Below are 20,531 nucleotides of genomic sequence, written 5' to 3' on the forward strand. Positions count from 1 at the left end.
GGCGGGGGGCGGGGCTCAGATATCCAGCTCTTCCGCATTGGCGAAACGGGCTTTCTCCTGGATGAACTGAAAGCGCAGCTCGGGCTTTTTGCCCATCAGGTCATTGACCAGTGTTTTCGTCGATTCGCGCTCATCCTCATCGACCGAGACCCGGATCAGCTTGCGCGTTGCCGGGTTCATCGTGGTGTCTTTCAGGTCCTTGGCATCCATCTCGCCAAGACCCTTGAAACGCTGCACGTCGATCTTGCCCTTGCCGCCCAGCCCTTTGGCCAGCCATTCCTCTTTCTCGGCATCATTTGAGACATAGAGACGCTTTGCCCCCTGGGTCAGCCGGTAAAGCGGCGGGCAGGCGAGGTAGAGATGCCCTTTATGGATCAGCTGCGGCATCTGCTCGTAGAAGAATGTCATCAGCAGCGAGGCGATATGGGCACCGTCCACATCGGCATCGGTCATAATGATGATCTTGTCATAGCGCAGATCGTCGATGCGGAAGCGTTCCTTCATGCCCACGCCAAGCGCCTCGCAGATGTCGCGGATCTCGGCGTTGTCCGAAAGCTTGCTTGCCGCCGCGCCCAGCACGTTCAGCACCTTGCCGCGCAGAGGCAGCAGGGCCTGGAAATTGCGGTCGCGGGCACCCTTGCCGCTGCCGCCGGCCGAATCGCCCTCGACGAGGAAAAGCTCGGTCCCCTTGCGGTTCGAGGCCGAACAATCGACCAGTTTCCCCGGCAGGCGCAGCCTTTTGGTGGCGGTCTTGCGCTGCGTTTCCTTTTCCGCGCGGCGTTTGAGCCGTTCCTCGGCGCGCAGCACGAGGAAATCGAGAATGGCGCCCGCCGATTTCGGATCGCTGGCAAGCCAGGTGTCGAAATGGTCACGAACGGCGTTTTCCACCCATTTAGCGGCCTCTTCCGTGGCCAGCCGGTCCTTGGTCTGGCCGACAAATTGCGGCTCGCGGATAAAGACCGAGATCAGGGCGCAGCCGCCGGTCAGCATATCCTCGCGGGTTATCTGGTCGGCCTTGCGGTTTTTCACCCGGTCGCCATAGGCGCGGATGCCTTTCAGGATCGCGGCCCAGAAGCCCGTCTCATGGGTGCCGCCCTCGGGCGTCGGCACGGTATTGGTGTAAGACGAGATGAAACCGTCGCGCAAAGGCGTCCAGTTGATCGCCCATTCGACCGAGCCCGGGACGCCGAATTTCTCGCGGAACGAGACTTTGCCCGCGAAAGGCTTCTCGGCATAGGTCTGGTCTTTTTGCAGCTGTTCACCGAGATATTCGCCGAGACCTCCCGGGTAGTGGAAGGTGGCCTCCAGCGGCATATCGCCATCCGGGATCGCCGATTTCCAGCGGATTTCAACACCGGAATAGAGATAGGCCTTGGAGCGCACCATCTTCATCAGCCGCGCGGGGCGGAAGCTCTGATGGCCGAAAATCTCGGCATCGGGGTGGAAGATCACGGTGGTGCCGCGCCGGTTCGGCGCCGGTCCGACCTTTACGACCGGACCTTTGGGCTTGCCGCGCGAAAACTCCTGGACGTAAAGCTCTTTGTTGCGCGCCACTTCGACCCGCATATGGTCGGACAGTGCGTTTACCACCGAAGAGCCGACGCCGTTCAGCCCGCCGCTTGTCTCATAGGCGTCGCCATTGAACTTGCCGCCGGCATGGAGCGTGCAGAGGATCACCTCCAGCGCGGATTTGTCGGGGAATTTCGGATGCGGATCGACCGGGATGCCGCGCCCGTTGTCGCGGATCGAGACCGAGCCATCCGCCATCAGCTCGACCTCGATGCGGTTGGCATGGCCGGCGACGGCCTCGTCCATCGAATTGTCGAGGATCTCGGCGGCAAGATGGTGATAGGCGCGCTCGTCAATGCCGCCGATATACATGCCGGGCCGCATCCGCACCGCTTCGAGCGGCTCAAGCACCTCGATCGAGGAGGCGTCATAGGTTTGCTGGTTCGGCGCGGCGAGGAGATCGCCGGAATCATTCGGGGCCATGCGCTGCTCTTATGGTTTCTTGTGCAGCATTAGACCACCGCGAGGGGCAGGCGCGCAAGATCCAGGGGGGAATTTCCCTGGCTGGCCGGGCCGCGGGCGCTGCCCCCGTCTGCCTCGGGCAGACTCCCCCGGGATATTTAAGGACAGATGAAAACAGAAAATGCGCTTTTCATCTGTCCTTAAATATCCCCGCCGGAGGCTTCCGGCCCCCGCAAGGGGGCCGGACGTCTTTTGTCAGCGCCAGCCCAGGGCAGGTGCGACATGTTTCAGGATGTTCTCGATCACATGGGCGTTGTACGCGACGCCCAGCGTGTTCGGCACCGTCAGAAGCAGCGTATCGGCCTCGGCGATGGCCTCGTCCTGACGCAGCTCCTCGATCAGTTTTTGCGGCTCGGCGGCGTAGGAGCGGCCGAAGACGGCGCGCTGGTCGTCGATCACGCCGACCTGGTCCTGATCGGGGCGGGATTGCCCGAAATACATCTGATCCTGCGCTGATGTGATCGCGAAGATCGAGCGGCTGACCGAGACTCTCGGCTCATGCTTATGGCCGGCTTCCTTCCAGGCCGCGCGGTATTTGCGGATCTGATTGGCCTGTTGCACATGGAAGGGCTCGCCCGTCTCGTCCCATTTCAGGGTCGAGCTTTGCAGGTTCATCCCCAGCTGTGCCGCCCAGATCGCGGTCTGATCCGAGGCGGCGCCCCACCAGATGCGGTTCCTCAGCCCGTCGGAATGTGGCTCAAGCCGCAAGAGACCCGGCGGGTTGGGGAACATCGGGCGGGGGTTCGGCTTCGCGAAACCATGGCCTTCCAGGAGTTTCAGGAAGGTCAGCGCATGATCACGCGCCATGTCCTGGTCGGTCTCGCCCTCTGCCGGCGCGTAGCCGAAATGCCGCCAGCCGTCGATCACCTGCTCGGGCGAGCCGCGCGAGATGCCCAGCTGCAACCGTCCGCCCGCGATCAGGTCCGCCGAACCGGCATCCTCGATCATATAGAACGGGTTCTCATAGCGCATGTCGATGACGCCGGTGCCGATCTCGATCTTCTTTGTGCGGGCACCGACAGCGGCCAGCAGCGGGAAGGGCGATGAGAGTTGCCGGGCGAAATGGTGGACGCGGTAATAGGCGCCATCGGCGCCGAGTTCTTCAGCGGCCTCGGCCAGCTCGATGGATTGCAGGAGCACGTCCTGGGCCGAGCGGGTGGCCGAGCCCTGCTGGGTCGACCAGTGGCCGAATGACAGAAAACCGATCTTCTTCATGGGGAAGCCCTCAAACCTGGGGCCCGGGCGCTTTGCCCGGGCTGTTGAGCTGAAGATGGGGCGCGGGCGGCACCATTGCCAGCGGCAGCGGCGCGCAACCACTGTGCGTCAGCGCCTGCGAGGCTGATCTCTGCACGGCCGGCGGTCAGGTTCAGACCGGTTCGGCCTCGCGCTTTGCCCAGAAGGCCTGGAAGGCCGGCCGCGCCTGGCAGCGCGCGAGCCAGGCGCTCACCTGCGGATAGTCGCGCAAAAGCTCCGGATGGCCCTGGGCATAGCGCAGGCATTCGGCGGTGTTGATATCGGCAGCGGTGAACCGGTCGCCGACCAGCCAGTCATGCGCGCGCAGATGCCGCTCCAGCCGGTTCAGCGGGCGGCGCAGCTTTTCGGCGCTGACGCGGATCGCGGCGCGGGTCTCGGGCAGGGTATCGCCGCCGGCCTCGATGGCCAGCAGGATCTCAAGCGCCGGCGGCTCCAGCGCGGTGGCGGCGTAAAGGGCCCATTGCTCCATCAGCGATTGTTCGGACCCGTCGGCCGGGCCGAGGCTGCCCCCATGGCGGCGCGCAATATGCAGCGTGATCGCCAGCGACTCGGTCAGCAGGAGGCCGTCATCCTCCATCGCCGGGATCTGGCCCTGCGGGTTGACCGCGAGGAATTCCGGCGAAGAGGTGTTCAGCGCCGCCCCCTCGGCTTTCGCATCGGTCAGGCGATAGGCCTGGATCACCGGCACATGGGTGAAATCGCAGCCGATCTCTCCCAAAAGCCAGAGGGGGCGCGATGCGCGCGAACGGTAGACGCCGTAAAGGGTGATCATGGCGGGCCTCGATGCCGGAAGTGCGGTTGCCGGAAATGTCCCGGCCCCAATAGCAGAAGCAGGATAAAAATCCACCAGGCGCCGGGCTTCCTCACCTGATTGGGAAGGGTTTTCCTGCCGGTGGCGATCCGGCAGGAGAGTTGTTCGCAGCGGCGGGTCCGGCGGGGAACTGTCTTCGCCCTTTGGCTGCGGATGTCACCGCCTGAGGCTGCGGTTTTACTGCACTTGCAGCAAAGCCCTGTGCGGTTTGACCAGGATCAAGGCGAAATCCTGCGGCCTGGACTATGCTTTCAGCCGCAATAAAAGGTGCAGCCCCGTGATCCTCCGCGCCTCCGCTGCGCGGGGGCGGAGGGATCGGTTTTCAACAGGGTGAAGGAGTTCCATATGAGTACAGATCTGCAAACCGGCACCATCGACCGCCAGGAGGCCAATGCATCCGGCATCACGGCGACCGTGCCGGATGCTGCATCCCCGATGGGCGAAATGGGCGACAGGCTGACCGCGCCGCGTCATTTTCCCGCTGTGACGACCGACGAGATCCGCGAGGCTTTCGAGAGCGGCCGCTACCCCTATGGCCGCCTCCTGGGCCGCGTGGCCTATGAGCGCGAAAAGGCGCAGTTGCAGGCAGAGCTTCTGAAGGTGCAGATCTGGGCCCAGGAGACCGGGCAGAAATTCGTCCTTTTGATGGAGGGGCGCGATGCGGCTGGCAAGGGCGGCACCATCAAGCGGTTCATGGAACATCTGAACCCGCGTTACGCGCGGGTGGTGGCGCTGACCAAACCCTCGGACAAGGAAAAGGGCGAGTGGTTCTTTCAGCGCTATATCCAGCACCTGCCAACCGCCGGCGAGATCGTGTTCTTCGACCGTTCCTGGTATAACCGCGCCGGGGTGGAGCGGGTGATGGGCTTCTGTTCGGCCTCGGAATATCTGGAGTTCATGCGCGAGGCGCCGGAGCTGGAGCGGATGCTGGTTCGCTCGGGGATACGGCTCTACAAATACTGGTTCTCGGTCACCCGGGACGAGCAGTTCAAACGCTTCAAATCGCGCGAGACCGATCCGCTGAAGATGTGGAAACTTTCGCCCATCGACAAGGCGAGCCTCGACAAATGGGATGACTATACCGAGGCCAAGGAGGCGATGTTCTTCTATACCGATACCGCCGATGCACCCTGGACCATCGTGAAGTCGAATGACAAGAAGCGTGCCAGACTGAACTGCATGAGGCATTTCCTCGCCTCGCTGGAGTATCCGGGTAAGGATCATGCGGTGCTGGGCCAGCCCGATCCGCTGATCGTGGGCTCGGCGGCGCAGGTTTTGCGCGGCGCGGGGCATATCCTCGATACGGCCACACATCCGGCTGTGCGGATCAGCTGAGCTGCCGCCTGTCGCGGCGCCTTGCTGAAAATTTGATCAAAGGATAGATCTGCGGCATGGATAAGATGTCGCAGCCCGCCCGCCAGATCACATTCGCCAGGCATCTGCGTGAGACGCTGATGCTTGGCCTGCCGCTGGCCGGGTCCTCCATCGCGCAATTTTCGCTGCATGTGGTCAATACCGCGATGGTCGGCTGGTATGGTGTGGTGCAGCAGGGCGCGCTGGTGATCTCGGCTTCGAGCTTTTTCATCATCTTCGTGGTCGGCTCGGGTTTCGCGCGGGCGGTGATGCCGCTGGCGGCCAGCGCGCGGGCGCGCGGCGACGATACCGAATTGCGCCGTGCGGCGCGGATGGGGCTGTGGCTTTCCATCGGCTTTGGCCTTCTGGTCTATCCGGTCTTCTGGTTTGCCGGGCCGGTGATGCTGGCGCTGGGGCAAAAGCCCGAAGTCGCGGCTGAAGCGGAATATTACCTGCGCATCGCCGGGCTTGGCATGGTGCCAACACTGGCCGTGGCGGTGCTGCAGGCCTGGCTGGCGGCACTGGGCCGGACGCAGATCGTGCTTTGGGTGACGGTTGTGGCGGTTGTGGTCAACATCATCGTCAACTGGTTCCTGATCTTCGGCAATGGCGGTGCGCCCGAGATGGGGGTGGGCGGCGCGGGTGTGGCTACGCTGGTCGTTCAGATCTTCTCATTGCTGGTGCTGGGGCTTTATGCCGGGCTGTTGCCGGCCTTGCGGCCGTTCCAGCTTTTCCGCCGCTTCTGGCGCATCGACCTGCCTGCCTTGCGCGAGGTCTGGCGGCTCGGGCTGCCGATCGGGCTGACGGGGCTGGCCGAAAGCGGGCTTTTCCAGGCCAGCGCGATTATGATGGGCTGGATCGGCACGCGTGAGCTGGCGGCGCATGGCATCGCGCTGGAGATCACCGCGCTGGCCTTCATGTGCCATGTCGGCCTGTCGAATGCCGCGACGATCCGGGTTGCCGAGGCCTCGGGGCGGGGTGATCCGGTGGCGCTGCGCCAGGCGTCCTGGGCGGCGCTGCTGATTTCTTTCCTGGTGGCGGTGGCGGTGATCATCGTCTTTGTCAGCGTGCCACAGCTGCTGGTGCGGCAATTCCTTGACCTTGAAAAACCAGAATCGGCCTTTGTGCTGCATTTCGGTGTGACGCTTCTGATGCTGGCGGCGTTGTTCCAGCTGGCCGATGCGATGCAGGTGATGGCGCTTGGCCTGTTGCGCGGCATTCAGGACACCGCGGTGCCGATGTGGCTGGCAACGCTCAGCTATTGGGTGATCGGGATTCCGGTCAGCTATGGGCTGGCCTTCCCGCTGGGGCTGGGCGGAGTCGGGCTGTGGTCGGGCCTGGTGATTGGCCTGGTTGCGGCGGCGGTGAGCCTGATGATCCGGTTCTGGCGGTTAGCGCCACAGCCGGGCATGGCTGGCAAAGCGGCCCTGTAATTTCGCGATCAGCCGGTTCAGAGGGCCCGGATGCGGGATCTGGCCCGAGGCAAGCCGGTCCAGCGCAACCTCGACCGGGCAGGGGCGGCGCGAGACCGGATCCCAGTAACGCGGATAGGCGATCAGGCTGGCATGGACCAGATGCGCCAGATCGGGGCGGGGCACGAGACTGCCATCTTCGTGCCTGAGCCGGCGTTCGGGGATCTCGCCCAGGTCCTGGGTCAGCCCCCAGCCGGCATAGAAGGGCGCGCCGAAGGTGGTCACCCTCTTGCCCCGGATCAGCGCCTCGAACCCGGTCAGAGAGGTCATGGTCCAGACCTCGTCGACCTCATTCAGCGCCGCCGCCATGCTGGCATGGTTCAGGACCAGATCGGCGAGTTTCGCGGTCTGATCGACGGGGATCGTGCCAGGGCGCAGGCCGGCCTCGACATCGGGATGCGGCTTGTAAAGGATCAGGGCGTCGGGGTTGGCCTTGCGGGTGGCTTTCAGCAGGTCGAGATTGGTCCGGACGACACCCGCGCCTTTCAGGATCGAGGCGTCGTCTTCGACCTGGCCCGGCACCAGAATGCGGGATTTCTGGTCGGTCTCACGGTCCGGAAGCGGCGGAATTGCGCCTTCAATGTTGTATTTGGTCAAGTTAGCGGCGCGAAGCCTTTCGATCAGCCTGGTCGCGCGGGCATGGCCACCCGGTGGCAGGGCGGCCAGGATCAGCGCCTCCAGCCGTGAGGGACGGGAGGGGTCATAATATATCCCCAGGTCATCCGCGACCAGTGACAGAGGCGGCACAAGCTCGGCCCCGAGCCCACGCGAGCGCAGGAAACCGTCCTCGACCCGCAGCGCGGGGGAGGCGAGGGTCCCGGGTTCTTTCCCGGCCCAGATCAGCAGGCTTTCCCCTTTGGCCTGTCCGGGGCGGTCGATAAAGCGCAGGGGCTTCTCCCGCCCGAAAAACGCCTGGAGCCGCCCGCGTTTCCAAAGTCGCATGCCCATCGCGGCATGACCGTGGCGGTCCTGGCGGAAGGCGCGCAGGTCCTCCTCCAGCTGATCGACCACCTCTTCAAAGCTGCAAAGCCGGTCGCGGCAGGGATCATACCAGATTGGCGCAAGGATCATCACCCCGGCAAACAGCTGCGCCCGGGTCAGCTTGCGCTTGCGGCGTGAGGGGGGGGTGCGGTCCTCGGTCAGGCCCCAGCCGGCATAGAAAGGCAGGCCCCAGATGCGCGGGCGATGGCCGGCAAGGATCGCCTCGAAACCCAGCTGCGAGGACACGGTATAGACCGCCACCGCGCCCTCCAGCAACGCATAGGGCGGGATCGCGGGATCAGAAAAGCTGATCCCCGGCCCATCAGGGTCGCGCAGATGTTCCGGCCCGTAATGGCCAGGCCGCAGGCCCTTTGCGGTCTCGGGATGCGCGCGGATCAGGATCGGCGCATGCGGCCAGTCCTTGCGGGCGGTTTCCAGCATCTCCTCGAAAGAGCCGCGATCCGCGCCCGAAGCACGCAGCGAGGCATCGTTCAGAGTCTGGTCGACCACCAGCACATAGCCGGGCGGAGGCGGGGGCAGGGAAAGATCGTGAAGGTTGTATTTAGACAATTCCAATGCGCGCAAACGCTCGATTCCAGCTTTGGCGCGGGCCAGAATGTTCGAATTGTCCAGCGGGTCGGTTGCGAGGATCCGCTCGGTCAGCGAGATGTCAGAGGGGTCGAAATGGATGCCTTCCGCGTCGATCAACAGGCCAAGCCCGGCCTCGCCCATCCGCCCCGGCCGGATCGAGCGCAAGAACGCATCCTCCAGCCGCACCAGTGGCGCATTGCGTTGCGCGGCCACCTTCTCGCCCCGCCAGGCGGTGGGGCTGGCGCCCCAGACCACGACGCCATCGCCCTGCTTTGGCAGGCCGAAGCGCAGCTCATGCCCGGCCAGTGCCAGGATGCGCTTCAGCCGGCGGTCACGCAGGAAAGACAGGTTCTGATGGAAAAGCCGCCGTGGGATCACCACGGCGGCCTCTGGTTTCGGATCGCGTTCGACGGCCAATGCTGGCCTCAGTTGCCGGCGGCAGAGTTCAGGCTTGCCGCAGCCCCGGCCGAACCGGTCAGCACAGAGAGCGATTTCTGCCACTGAACATAGGGCGCTTCGGTCACATAGACGGTATCGCCATCGCGGATTAGGAAGTCGCGCGCCTCGAACATGCCGGTCGGAGCGGTCAGATCAAGCACATAGACCAGGCGCTGATCGCCTTGCAGATCGTTGCGGCCCAGCACGGCATTGGCAATCGCCGCCGGCTCGTTGCGGAAGACGAAAACGCCGGTCGGGTCGGCGGCCATGGTTTGCAGCCCGCCAACGGTGGCCAGCGCCTCGACGGCCGAGAGGCTCTCGCTCTCGAACGGCACCACGGTCTGCGCGCCGGTCGCGCCGAGGGCGGTGAACTTGCGCTCATCCTCTTCGATCACGATCCGGTCGCCCGGACGCAGCGCAATATCCATCTTCGGATTGGCCCAGAGGTCTTTCAGCCAGATCTTGCCGGTCTGGCCACCGCGCGTCACCCGCACCAGGGCGGTTGCCGGGTCGATGGCCACACCACCGGCACGGGCCAGCATCGAGGCCAGCGTCCGGGTCGGCTGCTCGATCGGGAAGACGCCAGGCGCTGCGACCGAGCCATTGATCGTCACGGTCGACCCGTCACCGGCAACACGCGCCACCTGGACCTGCGGGTCCGGCGTCTGTTCGTCCAGCTTGCGGGTGATGGCGTTGCGCACACCTTCGACCGTATTGCCGGCAGCCTTGATCCGGCCGGCATAGGGGATGAAGACAAAGCCCTGGCCATCGACCTGAACCTCGGTCAGCTGCGAGACGCGCTGGCCGGTATTGCCCAGCAGCGGGTCGTCGCGCACGTTCTCGAACACGGTGACCGAAAGCAGGTCGCCATTCGAGATCGTATCCGATCCCATCACGCCGGCCTTCTGGAAGGTGTCCGAAAAGCCGAAGGAGGGCAGCACGGCGGTGGCGCGCGTAACCCTTGGATTGACGGTGACGATAAAGGCATCGCCCTTTTTCAGGACAGAGCCTGCAAAGATCTCTTTCTTGTTCGGCCCTGAACGCGGCAAACCGCAACTTGCGGTCACGGCGACAACGGCGATCAAGGCCAGGGCTTTCGCCCCCCTCGTGGTATGTCCGATCACTGCTCGGGCTCCTTTAGCGGATTTGCCTCAAGTTTTGACCGCAACAATACGGAATATCACGGAAATTGAAAGACCGTGGTTTTCGGAAAATCAGGTCACCAGCCGCAACTGTTGCCGTGGTGCCGCGTTTCCGCTGGTCAGGGCGTCATAGGGATCCTGCCCGGAAAGCAGCATATCCACAACCTGTCGTAGTAATTCGCGCCGCCCACGCGATGAGTAGAAGCCACCGGCCACCTGGCTGGTTTCCAGCAAATAGTGCCGGTAATCGCGATAGGCACGGGTGTCGGGGCGTTTTCCTTCGGCGAAAAACTGCGCGGCGGGCTGGGAAGAGACGAATTCCGGCTTGGAATAGACCGCGCGGCCAAAGGCGCGCAGCGGCAATCCACGCCAGAGCGCCTGTTGCCCTGCGGTCGAATTCACCGTCACCGCTGAGCGCGCATGGTTCAAAAGCGCCGCCAGCTTGCCGCCGCGGACGAAATGCACCCGCTTTGCCACACCGTATTTGTCGGCCAGTTGCCGGATGGTCGATTTCACCGCTACCCGCCCGTCTTCCAGCGGATGCGCCTTGAAGACGAGGTGATGGTGTTTCGGTGCCCCCTCGGCAAAGCCCTGGACCACGAGATCGAGGAACTCGGTCATGGTGGTAAAGGGGGAATGGTCGCGGAAACTGGCATCATGCTCCAGCTGCAGGATCGCGAGGTGATAGGGGAAACCGCCATAGCGGATGCGCCAGGTCGCGATGCGCCGCTCAAGCGCGTGGAAGGGCAAGAGGCAGAGCCGCTTTACATAAAGCAGGAATTCCTGGCGCACTGTCAGGGCGCGATGCGGGCGGAAATTGCGATAATCCCAGAATCCGGCCCAGACGAACCAGTGATAGAGCGCGCCCCAGAACATATGCTGACGCATATCACCCCAGCGGGCGGGGGCATCGGGCAGATCGGTATCGGTGCGCGAGAGCGCGGCGCGCATCTCTTCGACCGACATCTCCATGAGGCGGGAGTTACCGTTGGAGCCGTTGCGCTCATAAGTCACCCAATAGGGGCGCAGATAGCCCTCTTCAAAGACATGGATGGTGACGCCCATTGCGCGTGCAACCGCGATGGCTTTCGCATGACTGGGGCGGGTATCGCCGTAAAGCACCAGATCGGTGATGCCCTTTTCCTCGACAATGCCGGCAAAGCCCGCCGGCCAGTCTTCGGCGCGACCGCGCCAGGGGATATAGCTATGCCTGTCATGCCAGAGTGCACGGTCGCCGCGGTTGAAACCGACCCGCCATACCCTGGCACCGGAATGGCCAAGCATCCGGCCCAGCCGCGAGAAGAAGGGGCCATGCGGCCCCTGCAGCAACAGGAAATGTCGCGTTCCTTCCGGTTTCATCGCCGCCCGCCACCCGTCATCCGTATTCTGCACACCCGTCCCGTCCGGATAGCCCGTGTTGCCGCACTTGCCTATGGGGCAATATTACCGGTTCTTGCGGCAGGATTAGGGCGGAGCCTGTCGCGGGTCCTCTGACGCCAGGTGTCGGGCCCTGAGCAGCGGGGGCTTGTCAGCGGGAAGGCGGCGGGGATAGACCAGCAGTCAGGATCACAGCGACAGAGAGGGATGCCGATGTTCACCGGAATCGTGACCGATATTGGCGAGATCATCGAGCTGGAGCAGCGCGGCGACCTGCGGGCCAGGATCGCGACCTCATGGCCTGCCACCGGGATCGACCTTGGTGCGTCGATCGCCTGCGAGGGGGTCTGTCTGACAGTGATCGAAAAGGGAACCGCGCCGCGTGACTGGTTCGATGTCGAGATCAGTGCCGAGTCTGTGTCGAAAACCAATCTCTCAGGCTGGAAGGTCGGGACCCGGCTCAATCTGGAACGGGCGCTGAAAGTGGGCGACGAGCTTGGCGGGCATATCGTGTCGGGCCATGTCGATGGGGTGGCCGAAGTGGTGAAGCTGACGCCGGAAGGCGACAGCCTGCGGGTCACCTTCCGCGCGCCCGAGGTGCTGGCGAGATTCATTGCCCAGAAAGGGTCGGTCGCGCTGAACGGCACTTCGCTTACCGTAAACGAGGTGAATGGCCGTGAGTTTGGGGTGAATTTCATCCCCCATACCCGCAAAGTGACCACCTGGGGCAGGCTGGCCGAAGGCGATCTGGTCAATCTCGAAGTCGATACGATGGCGCGCTATGTCGCGCGGCTTGCGGAATGGAAATGAGGTCCGGCAAAGGCTGAACGCCGCCGCCAGGCCCCGGTTTCTTCAAAGAAACCGGTCCGAAATCTTTGAAGATTTCGGCGCGCGCGAAATGGAAACGGCGGCCCGGGATGGGGCCGCCGTTTTGTATTTTGCAACCGGTTCGGGCTGCGGATCTCAGACTGGGAGACTCAGCCCAGGAGGCTCAGGCTGCGCGCGACAGCAGGACCTCATCGACCTTTTTCTGCGCCCCGGCCTCGTCGACGCCCGAAACGGCGGCGACTTCGCGGGTCAGGCGCTCCAGCGCGGCCTCATAGAGCTGACGCTCGGAATAGCTTTGTTCGCGCTGGTCATCGGTGCGATGCAGGTCGCGCACAACCTCGGCAATCGCCATAAGGTCGCCGGAATTGATCTTTTGCTCATATTCCTGCGCGCGGCGCGACCACATGGCGCGCTTGACCCGGGCCTTGCCCTTCAGCGTTTCCAGCGCCTTGGTCACCACATCGGGCGCCGAGAGGGCGCGCATACCCACATCGGTCGCTTTGTTGGTCGGGACGCGCAGCGTCATCTTGTCCTTTTCAAAGGTGATGACGAAGAGTTCCAGATTGAAACCGGCAATCTCCTGCTCCTCGATAGAGATGATCTTGCCAACGCCGTGAGCAGGATAGACAACAAACTCGTTGGGGCGGAAATCAGGCTTCTTCGACTTGGTCATTCAGGCGCTTCCTCGGTCAGATGCCAGGCACTCGGACGCCGGACTCTCGCGGTTGCAGCCAATCTCAGGACGAACAAGACCCTTCCCAGGCAGCGCCCGATATGGGGGCCTGTGGCGAAGGGTAACTGTGTCACAAGAATAGCTGTCTCAGGCGAGCAGTCCTGAGGCAGAATCAGGCATCCATGCTGGTTTATGAACAAACCATAACACAGAATCACCGCGATTCCAACTGTCCTGAGCGATCAGGCCCATGCAGTCCCCCGTGAAACCGGAAGGATTTTCTACGGTTTCACGCGATTGCGACCGGATCCGGGCGCGCGTCCTGACTGCCCCGGTCTGTGCCTCAGCTGCCCTCGCCCGGCGCCGGGTCGAAATACTTCTCCAGCTTGCCGGTTTCGCCGTCACGCTCTTCATAACCCGGCAGCGGGTCGCGTTTTTCGGTTATCACCGGCCAGACTTCGGCATATTTGCGGTTGAAGGCGACCCATTCCTCCATATCCGGCTCGGTATCGGGGCGGATCGCATCTGCAGGGCATTCCGGTTCGCAGACGCCGCAATCAATGCATTCATCCGGATGGATGACCAGCGTGTTCACGCCCTCGTAAAAGCAGTCGACCGGGCATACCTCGACACAGTCGGTATATTTGCAGGCGATGCAATTGTCGGTGACAACATAGGTCATTGGGGCGGTTCCGGAACACTCTCTGGCGCGTCAGTTAAGCCACAGAGGCGGATCATTCAAGGCGTTCAGGTGTCGCGACCGGGGCATCGAGATCAAGAAAGAGCATCTGTGCCTCTGAGGCGGGGCCACGGCGAACGCCCGTTCCCAATACGCGGATCAGACGGATATTTCTTCCCTGGGGGAAAGTCAGCACATCGCCAGGCCCCACCTCGCGCGAGGGCCGCGATATGGGGGTGCCGTTCACCCTGACATGGCCCTCCTCGACCACCGAGGCCGCAAGGCTGCGGGTTTTGAAGAATCGGGCCTGCCAGAGCCATTTATCCAGCCTGAGCTTTGGCCCGGGAACAGCAAAGGCCGGAGCGTCGCCGCCCCGGCCTCCTGTCTTCCTGCCGCCTCCGGTTTTGGCCAAGGCTCAGACCTTGCCCTTCAGCGCCAGCAGCGCGGCAAAGGGATTGTCGGGGTCGATCGGCTTGTCTTTCCGCGGCGGGCGGGCCTCGAAGGATTTGGCACCTTCGTGACGCGGGCCGTCGTGACGCTGGCCTGGCTTGCCATGTTTGCCGCCCGGTTTGCCGCCGCGATTATTGTCGCGGTTGCCGAACTCTTTGCGGGGGCCGCGCTCGCCGGATTTCTCGCCGTCACTGCGCTCACGCCGCTCGCCTTGCGGCCTGTCGCCCTGAGGCCGGTCCCCCTGAGGACGATCACGGCGCTCGCCCTGCGGGCGTTCGCGGCGTTCACCCTGGGGACGCTCGCCCTGCGGGCGATCCCCGCGCGGGGCGCCGCGCTCCGGACGCTGGAAGCGCGGCTTCGGCGCCCAGGTAAAGGTGTAGAACACCTCCATCTCAGGAACTGCTGCCTCAGTCGCTTCGCCTTCCGCCACTTCCGGGGCCGGTTCGGCTTCCGGCGCGGGGGCCAGCAGCGAAACTTCCTCCGGGATCGGCTGACCGGAAGCTGCCGCCTCGGCCAAAGCCGCCGCGACATCGGCCTCGGGCGCGGCTGCGGACTCGGCGGTCTTCACCTTGGCGCGCTCGCCCTTTTCGGCCTTATAGCCCAGCCCGCCCATCAGATCGGCGAACTGTTCCAGCGTCATGCCGGTGATCGAGAGCATATCCGGCACCGCCTCGAACCCGGCGCGGCTGTCTTTCTGGCGCAGGATATCGGCCAGACGCTCCAGCATGTCGATGCGGATGGCGCGGCTGCCGGCGGGGCGGTAGCCGGAAAGCGCATAATGCTCTTTCGGGACTTCCGTGATGTTCGGGATGGTGACGAGGCCGGGGGGCGGGCTTTCCGGGAATTCCGACAGCCCGTTCCACAAGGACCACAAGACCAGCCGCAGACGCGTCGGGGCCGGTTTCAGCAAAGCCTGCTGGAAGATCGTATACTGACCGAACCGTATGCCATGTTTACGCAGCGCGCCACGGGCTTCCTGGTCAAGCTCTTTGACCTCATTCGCGACCTGCTCGCGCGGGATAACCCCAAGCGCCTCGGTCAGGCGGAAGGCAAAGCCCCGCGCCAGTCCGGTCAGCGTCTCATCGCGGCCCAGAGCCAGCAGCGGCTCATAAAGGGCTGCCACCTTGCGGTCGATGAAATGCTGGAGCCGGCGGCGGACCTTTTCGGTCACGTCATCGCCGGCTTCCTCATCCACAAACGCTTCGACCGAGGGTTTCAGCGGATCGGCGCCCTTCACGAGCTTGCCCACCGCCGAGTTGCCCCACATCAGGCCCCCCTGTTCGGTGAAATCCATCTCGGTATCGGGCGCATTGTAAAAGCGGTCCGCGCGCAGGCTGAATTCAGGCCTCAGCGCCTGGATTGCGGCCTGACGGAGCGTCTTGCCCTCATCCGATGATGCGCTTGCATCCTGTTGAAAGCGGAACCCTTCGAGCTTGCCGGTGAACTGGCCCTCGATGGTCACTTCGCCCTTGTCATTCACCTCTGCCACAAGGTCCTCCTTCTGCTTCAACCGGCGAAGCAATACGCTTGTCCGCCGGTCGACAAATCGTTGCGTCAGGCGCTGGTGCAGCGCATCCGACAGGCGGTCTTCTACCGCGCGGGTCTCGCCCCGCCAATGGGATTCGTCATCGACCCAGTTTTTGCGCTGCGCAACGTAGGTCCAGGTGCGGATATGCGCCAGGCGGCGCGAGATCTGGTCGATATCACCATCGGTTTTGTCGATCCGCGCCACAGCTTTCGCCAGCCAGTCCGAGGGGATGCGCCCGCCGCCGATGCCGCGCCCGACCAGAAAGTCGAAAATCCGCGCCAGCAGGGTGTGATGATCGGTCTCGGAAATGCCGCGGAAATCGGGGATGCGGCAGACATCCCATAAAAGCATGACGCGTTTCGGATTGGTCAGCTTATCGGCGATCTCGGGCAGAGCGCAGAGCGCCTTCAGCGCCAGCACATCATCGGCGTCGCGGGCGCGGGAAAGCCAGTCGTTGAAAGTCGGCATCTCCAGCGAGCGGATCAGATGCGCGGCGCTGCCGAAATCAAGATCGGCATTTCGCCACATCAGTTTCTTCACAGGGGCGAAGCGATGCGCCTCGATCTGGTCGATCAGTTCCGAGGAAAAGGGCCGTGCCTCGCCGGTGACGCCGAAGGTGCCATTCTCGGTATGGCGCCCGGCGCGGCCTGCGATCTGGGCAATCTCCTGCGGCAGCAGAGACCGCATCCGCCGGCCGTCGAATTTCGAGGTCGAGGAAAACGCCACATGTTTGATGTCGAGGTTCAGCCCCATGCCGATGGCATCGGTTGCCACGAGATAATCGACATCGCCATTCTGATAAAGCTCGACCTGGGCATTGCGGGTCCTGGGGGAAAGCGCGCCCATCACCACCGCGCAACCGCCTTTCTGGCGGCGGATCAACTCGGCAATCGCATATACATTTTCAACGGAAAAGCCGACGATCGCCGACCTTTCGGGCATGCGGCTTATCTTTTTCGAACCTGACCAGGTCAAAGTCGAGAAACGGTCGCGTTTGACGTATGAGTGGTTCTGCACCAGCCCGGCAATCGCCCCGCGCATGGTGTCAGAGCCCAGAAACAGCGTCTCGTTAAGGCCCCGCGCATGCAGCAGCCGGTGGGTGAAGACATGGCCCCGCTCAGGGTCGGAGGCCAGCTGGATCTCATCGACACAGACGAAATCGGCGCCGATCTCCAGCGGCATCGCCTCGGTGGTGGCGATCCAGTACTGGGTGCGTTCTGGGATGATGCGCTCTTCGCCGGTGACCAGCGCCACCCGGCTGACCCCGGCTTTCGCCACGACCCGCTCATAGACCTCGCGCGCCAGCAGCCTGAGCGGCAGGCCGATCACCCCGGTGCGATGGGTCAGCATGCGCTCGATCGCATGGTGGGTCTTGCCGGTATTGGTCGGCCCAAGCACTGCCGTTACGCGACCGCGCTCGTCTCTGCTCCGGGCATCCATCAGTTCAGACTTCCCGCAGTCAGAGGGCCTGGCCCTCGAGTTGTTTTTCCAGCCGGCCGATGGCGTCATTCACCTCGGGAATATACGGGTGGATCGCCGCCGCCGCGCGGTAAGCGGCAAGCGCGCGCTCTGGCATATCCGATTCCTCAAGAATGGTGCCCAGGATCGTCCAGGCGACGAAATGGCGTGGCTCACGTTCCAGCACCCAGGCAAGATCGGCAAGGGCCGGACCGATTTCGCCATCGGAATAATAGGCAACCGCCCGGGTTGCGCGCGCCTCGATGAATTCGGGGGCGTGATCGACGGCTGCCGTCAGGTGCTCGATGGCGACCGTGGCATTGCCGGAATCCAGAGCCGCAGTCCCCCGGCGCATCAGAATGTCGATGGTTGCCGATCCCGATTTGCCCGATTCGGTGAAAATCTCGGTCTCGATCCGCTGCGCGGCGCCCTCATCGGCCTTTTTGAGCCGGTTATAGAGGTCGTTCAGCTTGTCTGCATCCTGGGCAAAACCGCCCGAGGCCGCAAAAAACGACAGAAACAGCGGCAATACTGCCGCAACGACATGATTGTGAAACCGGAAATGGGCTCTCATATAAAGGATCGTAACCGATCGGTGGCGAAATGCCAGCGGTCTCACGGTAACGAAAGGGAGACGTGACATGAGCGAAGTCATCGACAAGGCGGTCGAGAAACTGGCAAAGAAACTGTCGGGCGGGTTCGACGGTGTGGCGAAATTCGTCATCAGGGGCGAGGGCGCCATCATGCTGGACGGCCAGGGCGTGCGCGCCGGCGATGACGAGGCTGATGTCACCCTGACCGCCAGCGCCGATACGTTCCAGGCGATCCTTGAAGGCGATATGAACCCGACCATGGCCTTTATGACCGGCAAGCTCTCGGTTGATGGTTCGATGGGGATGGCGATGAAACTGGGCTCTGCCCTGTCCTGAGGCCCTGATGAGCGATGCCGCGCCCCTGTTCGACAGTCTTGCCGACGGGCCCGAAGACGGGCGCGCGGTCTGGCTGACCACGTCGGATGGGGTGCGGATCCGGCTGGGCTACTGGCCGGGCGGAGCGCTTGGAACGGTGGTCTTCCTGCCCGGGCGCACCGAATATATCGAGAAATACGGCCCCGCCGCGCGCGAGCTGCGCCGCCGCGGCTGGTCGATGGTGGTGCTGGACTGGCGGGGGCAGGGCCTGTCCGAACGCGCGCTGCCCGACCCGATGCTGGGCCATGTCGAGCGCTTCAGCGATTATCAGCGCGATCTGGATGCGGCCCTTGGCTGGATTGCGCGTGAAGGGCATACGCGCGGGCTTGGCGGGCCGCTGATGCAGATGTCGCATTCGATGGGCGGGCTGATCGGGCTCAGGGCGCTGACGCGCGGGCTGCCGTTTCGCGCCTCGGTCTTTTCGGCGCCGATGTGGGGGATCCGCATTCCGCTTTGGGGCAAGCCGCTGGCGGGGTTCATGCGCCGGCTGCCGCTGGCCTTGCCGCATGATCGCGGTTACGCGCCCAGCACCTCGCCGCAGAGCTATATCCTGCGCACCGCGTTTGAGCAGAATCACCTGACCGGTGACGCCACGACCTGGTCCTGGCTGCGCCGCCAGCTTGAGGCCGAGCCGGGGCTGCGGCTGGGCGGGCCGTCGCTGGGCTGGCTGCGCGATGCGCTCAGGGAATGCGCGCGGGTGGCACGGCTGCCGGCGCCGGAGCTGCCCTCGCTGGTGGCGCTTGGCTCACGCGAACATATCGTCATGCCCGGCCCGATCCGTCAGCGGATGCGGGCCTGGCAGGGCGGGCGGCTGGATCTTTACCCCGGCGCCCGCCATGAGGTCCCGATGGAGACCCCGGATCATCGCGCACGCTTTTATGACAGCGCGCATGATCTGTTTACCGCAGCGCGGAGCTGAAATCAGCCGCCGCAGGTGTCGCAGATCAGCGATTTGGACCCCGGATCGCGGGCAAATTCCAGGCTGCTGTCATCCGGGCCGGTCAGCACCAGGGTCTCGCCCCGGATCCCGGCTCTGGTCATCGCACCAAGCGCTTTCAGATAGCTGTCCTCATCGGCCTGGTGGTCGCAAAACATCCGCGTCGCGCCAAGCGCCCCCAGCGACAGATCCGGCAGCCCAGCCTGGTTCTGGCCAAAATAGCGGTTGCAGGGGGCCTTTCCGGCCACTTTGCCTTCCACGTCGATGCTGAAGCTGGCCTCATAGCTGACGCGCACGCCGTCCTGGGCGATGACAAGCCATTCGCCGCTGGTGATGGTTTCTGCGGATAGCGCGGCTCCTGTGGTCAGAACGAGGCTGGTCACCAGCGCGATTGACCGCGCAACGGGCAGGGCGAGGAAAAGGCGCATCTGATCTCCTTCCGGGTGATTCCCGGTCTGTAATCAGACGAGCCTCGCACGAAGCGCTGCCTGTCGGAACCCCGTCAGCGCGGTTCAGAATGCCGCCGGCTTCGCCTCGCGCGCCATATGATCCAGCACCGCATTGACGAAAGCAGGCTCGCGGCCTTCGGGGAAAAAGGCGCGGGCGATATCGACGAATTCGTTGATGACGACCTTGGGCGGCGTGTCCATCTGGGTCAGCTCAGCCCCGGCGGCGCGGAACAGTGCCCGGATCACCGGGTCGATGCGGTCAATCGGCCATTTCGCAACCAGCGCGCGGTCGGTCATCTGATCGACCAGCGCCTGCCAGTTGACCGCATGGTCCACAAGGTTCCGGAAGAGTTCGGTATCGCCCTCGGCGAAATCGCCCTCTTCATAGCTGGCGCCAAAGCGATGGACTTCAAACTCGCGGGTCACGGCCTTCACCGTCTGGCCCGAGACCTCCATCTGATAGAGCGCCTGCACCGCATAGAGCCTCGCGGCCGATTTCATCTGGCGTTTTTCTTCGCGCGAGGTCATGGGCCCGATCCGCTGTTCATATCGCTTGCTATCACAGGCGGGTCATTTGCGCCAATGCGGGCGCGGGCGCAAGGGGCCGCCTGCCCGTTCAGCCGTCCGTTCCGGGGTCGGTGCTCATGCAAACACCGCCAGCGTGGCGGCAAAGGCCAGCTGCTGGCTGGCACCAAGGATGTCGCCGGTCTGGCCGCCGATGCGCCGGGCCGCAGAAACCGTCAGCAAGCCAGAGATCACCAGCACCGCCGGCAGTGCCAGCAGCGCATCGCGCCCGCCAATCGCCAGCGCGAGCCCCACCCCCAGCACCACCGCCATCAGCGCGGTCGCAAGGCCGGGCTGACCGCTGGAGGCGGAAAGCCCCTCGCGCCGCGCTGGCGGCAGCGCCGCCATGATCGCCGCCATCGGCGCCCGCGACAAAGCCGAGGCCGCCAGGACCGCCGGCACCGCCTGACCGGTCCGGATCAGCGCCGAGAGCGCCGACCATGCGGCCAGCGAGACCAGCAGCAGCGCAAGTGTGCCGAAACTGCCGATATGGCTGTCCTTCATAATCTCAAGCCGGCGCTCGGCGGTGCGGCCACCGAACAGGCCA

General features: G+C 63.9%; 19 protein-coding genes. 5 read left to right on the plus strand and 14 right to left on the minus strand.

The genetic code is table 11. From position 1 onward, the window contains the following. Positions 1-15: 15 nt before the first annotated feature. The 3 genes from DRF71_RS14590 to DRF71_RS14600 form a co-directional block, all read right to left on the minus strand. Complete coding sequence (locus DRF71_RS14590) at positions 16-1,992, minus strand: DNA gyrase/topoisomerase IV subunit B (RefSeq protein WP_112311192.1); 1,977 nt, start codon at positions 1,990-1,992, stop codon at positions 16-18. A 234-nt stretch (positions 1,993-2,226) separates the two neighbouring features. After that, positions 2,227-3,246, minus strand: coding sequence for an LLM class flavin-dependent oxidoreductase (locus tag DRF71_RS14595; protein WP_112311193.1), 1,020 nt, complete (start codon positions 3,244-3,246; stop codon positions 2,227-2,229). A gap of 151 nt (positions 3,247-3,397) precedes the next feature. After that, on the minus strand, positions 3,398-4,057 hold the full coding sequence (locus DRF71_RS14600; protein WP_112311194.1) for a glutathione S-transferase family protein: 660 nt from the start codon (positions 4,055-4,057) through the stop codon (positions 3,398-3,400). Positions 4,058-4,540: 483 nt separating this feature from the next. Between DRF71_RS14600 and ppk2 the strand changes: the two genes are divergently transcribed. Then, entirely contained in the window at positions 4,541-5,431 is an 891-nt protein-coding gene (gene ppk2 / locus DRF71_RS14605) for a polyphosphate kinase 2 (RefSeq protein WP_408634540.1), read from the plus strand. A gap of 56 nt (positions 5,432-5,487) precedes the next feature. After that, positions 5,488-6,882, plus strand: coding sequence for an MATE family efflux transporter (locus DRF71_RS14610; protein WP_112311196.1), 1,395 nt, complete (start codon positions 5,488-5,490; stop codon positions 6,880-6,882). On the opposite strand, the gene DRF71_RS14615 is transcribed toward DRF71_RS14610, so the two are convergent. From DRF71_RS14615 to DRF71_RS14625, 3 genes are all read right to left on the minus strand, one after another. After that, positions 6,841-8,910: a capsular polysaccharide biosynthesis protein gene (locus DRF71_RS14615; protein ID WP_232831510.1), complete on the minus strand. Its 2,070-nt coding sequence runs from the start codon at positions 8,908-8,910 to the stop codon at positions 6,841-6,843. The genes DRF71_RS14610 and DRF71_RS14615 overlap by 42 nt on opposite strands. A gap of 8 nt (positions 8,911-8,918) precedes the next feature. Then, the gene (locus DRF71_RS14620) at positions 8,919-10,055 is read right to left on the minus strand and encodes a polysaccharide biosynthesis/export family protein (protein WP_112311197.1); all 1,137 of its coding nucleotides are present in this window, start codon (positions 10,053-10,055) and stop codon (positions 8,919-8,921) included. Between the two features lie 90 nt (positions 10,056-10,145). Then, a complete protein-coding gene (locus tag DRF71_RS14625) occupies positions 10,146-11,432 on the minus strand; it encodes a capsule biosynthesis protein (RefSeq protein WP_112311198.1) in 1,287 nt (428 codons plus the stop codon). 231 nt (positions 11,433-11,663) lie between these two features. On the opposite strand from DRF71_RS14625, the gene DRF71_RS14630 reads away from it, so the two are divergent. After that, a complete protein-coding gene (locus tag DRF71_RS14630; RefSeq protein WP_112311350.1) occupies positions 11,664-12,260 on the plus strand; it encodes a riboflavin synthase in 597 nt (198 codons plus the stop codon). A gap of 181 nt (positions 12,261-12,441) precedes the next feature. Here DRF71_RS14630 and DRF71_RS14635 read toward each other — a convergent pair whose 3' ends face one another. The 5 genes from DRF71_RS14635 to DRF71_RS14655 all read right to left on the minus strand — a co-directional run bounded on the left by DRF71_RS14635 (position 12,442) and on the right by DRF71_RS14655 (position 17,640). Further along, positions 12,442-12,951, minus strand: coding sequence for a CarD family transcriptional regulator (locus tag DRF71_RS14635; protein ID WP_112311199.1), 510 nt, complete (start codon positions 12,949-12,951; stop codon positions 12,442-12,444). 343 nt (positions 12,952-13,294) lie between these two features. Continuing rightward, positions 13,295-13,633, minus strand: a complete 339-nt coding sequence (gene fdxA / locus DRF71_RS14640; protein WP_112311200.1) for a ferredoxin FdxA — start codon at positions 13,631-13,633, stop codon at positions 13,295-13,297. A 52-nt stretch (positions 13,634-13,685) separates the two neighbouring features. After that, a complete protein-coding gene (locus tag DRF71_RS14645) occupies positions 13,686-14,042 on the minus strand; it encodes an RNA-binding S4 domain-containing protein (protein WP_112311201.1) in 357 nt (118 codons plus the stop codon). Between the two features lie 3 nt (positions 14,043-14,045). Then, the gene (locus DRF71_RS14650) at positions 14,046-17,048 is read right to left on the minus strand and encodes a helicase-related protein (RefSeq protein ID WP_232831511.1); all 3,003 of its coding nucleotides are present in this window, start codon (positions 17,046-17,048) and stop codon (positions 14,046-14,048) included. Positions 17,049-17,067: 19 nt separating this feature from the next. After that, positions 17,068-17,640: a tetratricopeptide repeat protein gene (locus tag DRF71_RS14655; protein WP_232831512.1), complete on the minus strand. Its 573-nt coding sequence runs from the start codon at positions 17,638-17,640 to the stop codon at positions 17,068-17,070. A 67-nt stretch (positions 17,641-17,707) separates the two neighbouring features. On the opposite strand from DRF71_RS14655, the gene DRF71_RS14660 reads away from it, so the two are divergent. Together DRF71_RS14660 and DRF71_RS14665 are read left to right on the plus strand one after the other, a co-directional pair. Then, positions 17,708-17,995 carry an SCP2 sterol-binding domain-containing protein gene (locus tag DRF71_RS14660; protein ID WP_112311202.1) on the plus strand — a complete coding sequence of 96 codons (288 nt, stop codon included), beginning with the start codon at positions 17,708-17,710 and terminating at the stop codon, positions 17,993-17,995. A gap of 7 nt (positions 17,996-18,002) precedes the next feature. Then, positions 18,003-18,953: an alpha/beta fold hydrolase gene (locus DRF71_RS14665; protein ID WP_112311203.1), complete on the plus strand. Its 951-nt coding sequence runs from the start codon at positions 18,003-18,005 to the stop codon at positions 18,951-18,953. A 2-nt stretch (positions 18,954-18,955) separates the two neighbouring features. On the opposite strand, the gene DRF71_RS14670 is transcribed toward DRF71_RS14665, so the two are convergent. The 3 genes from DRF71_RS14670 to DRF71_RS14680 form a co-directional block, all read right to left on the minus strand. Then, positions 18,956-19,399 (minus strand): META domain-containing protein, encoded by a 444-nt coding sequence (locus tag DRF71_RS14670; RefSeq protein ID WP_112311204.1) that lies wholly within the window; start codon positions 19,397-19,399, stop codon positions 18,956-18,958. Positions 19,400-19,483: 84 nt separating this feature from the next. Then, the gene (gene nusB, locus DRF71_RS14675; protein ID WP_112311205.1) at positions 19,484-19,948 is read right to left on the minus strand and encodes a transcription antitermination factor NusB; all 465 of its coding nucleotides are present in this window, start codon (positions 19,946-19,948) and stop codon (positions 19,484-19,486) included. A 114-nt stretch (positions 19,949-20,062) separates the two neighbouring features. After that, positions 20,063-20,531 (minus strand): adenosylcobinamide-GDP ribazoletransferase (locus DRF71_RS14680; protein WP_232831513.1); only part of this gene is annotated, 469 nt, incomplete at its 5' end.

Source organism: Pseudogemmobacter bohemicus (assembly GCF_003290025.1).
GTDB classification, from domain to species: domain Bacteria; phylum Pseudomonadota; class Alphaproteobacteria; order Rhodobacterales; family Rhodobacteraceae; genus Pseudogemmobacter; species Pseudogemmobacter bohemicus.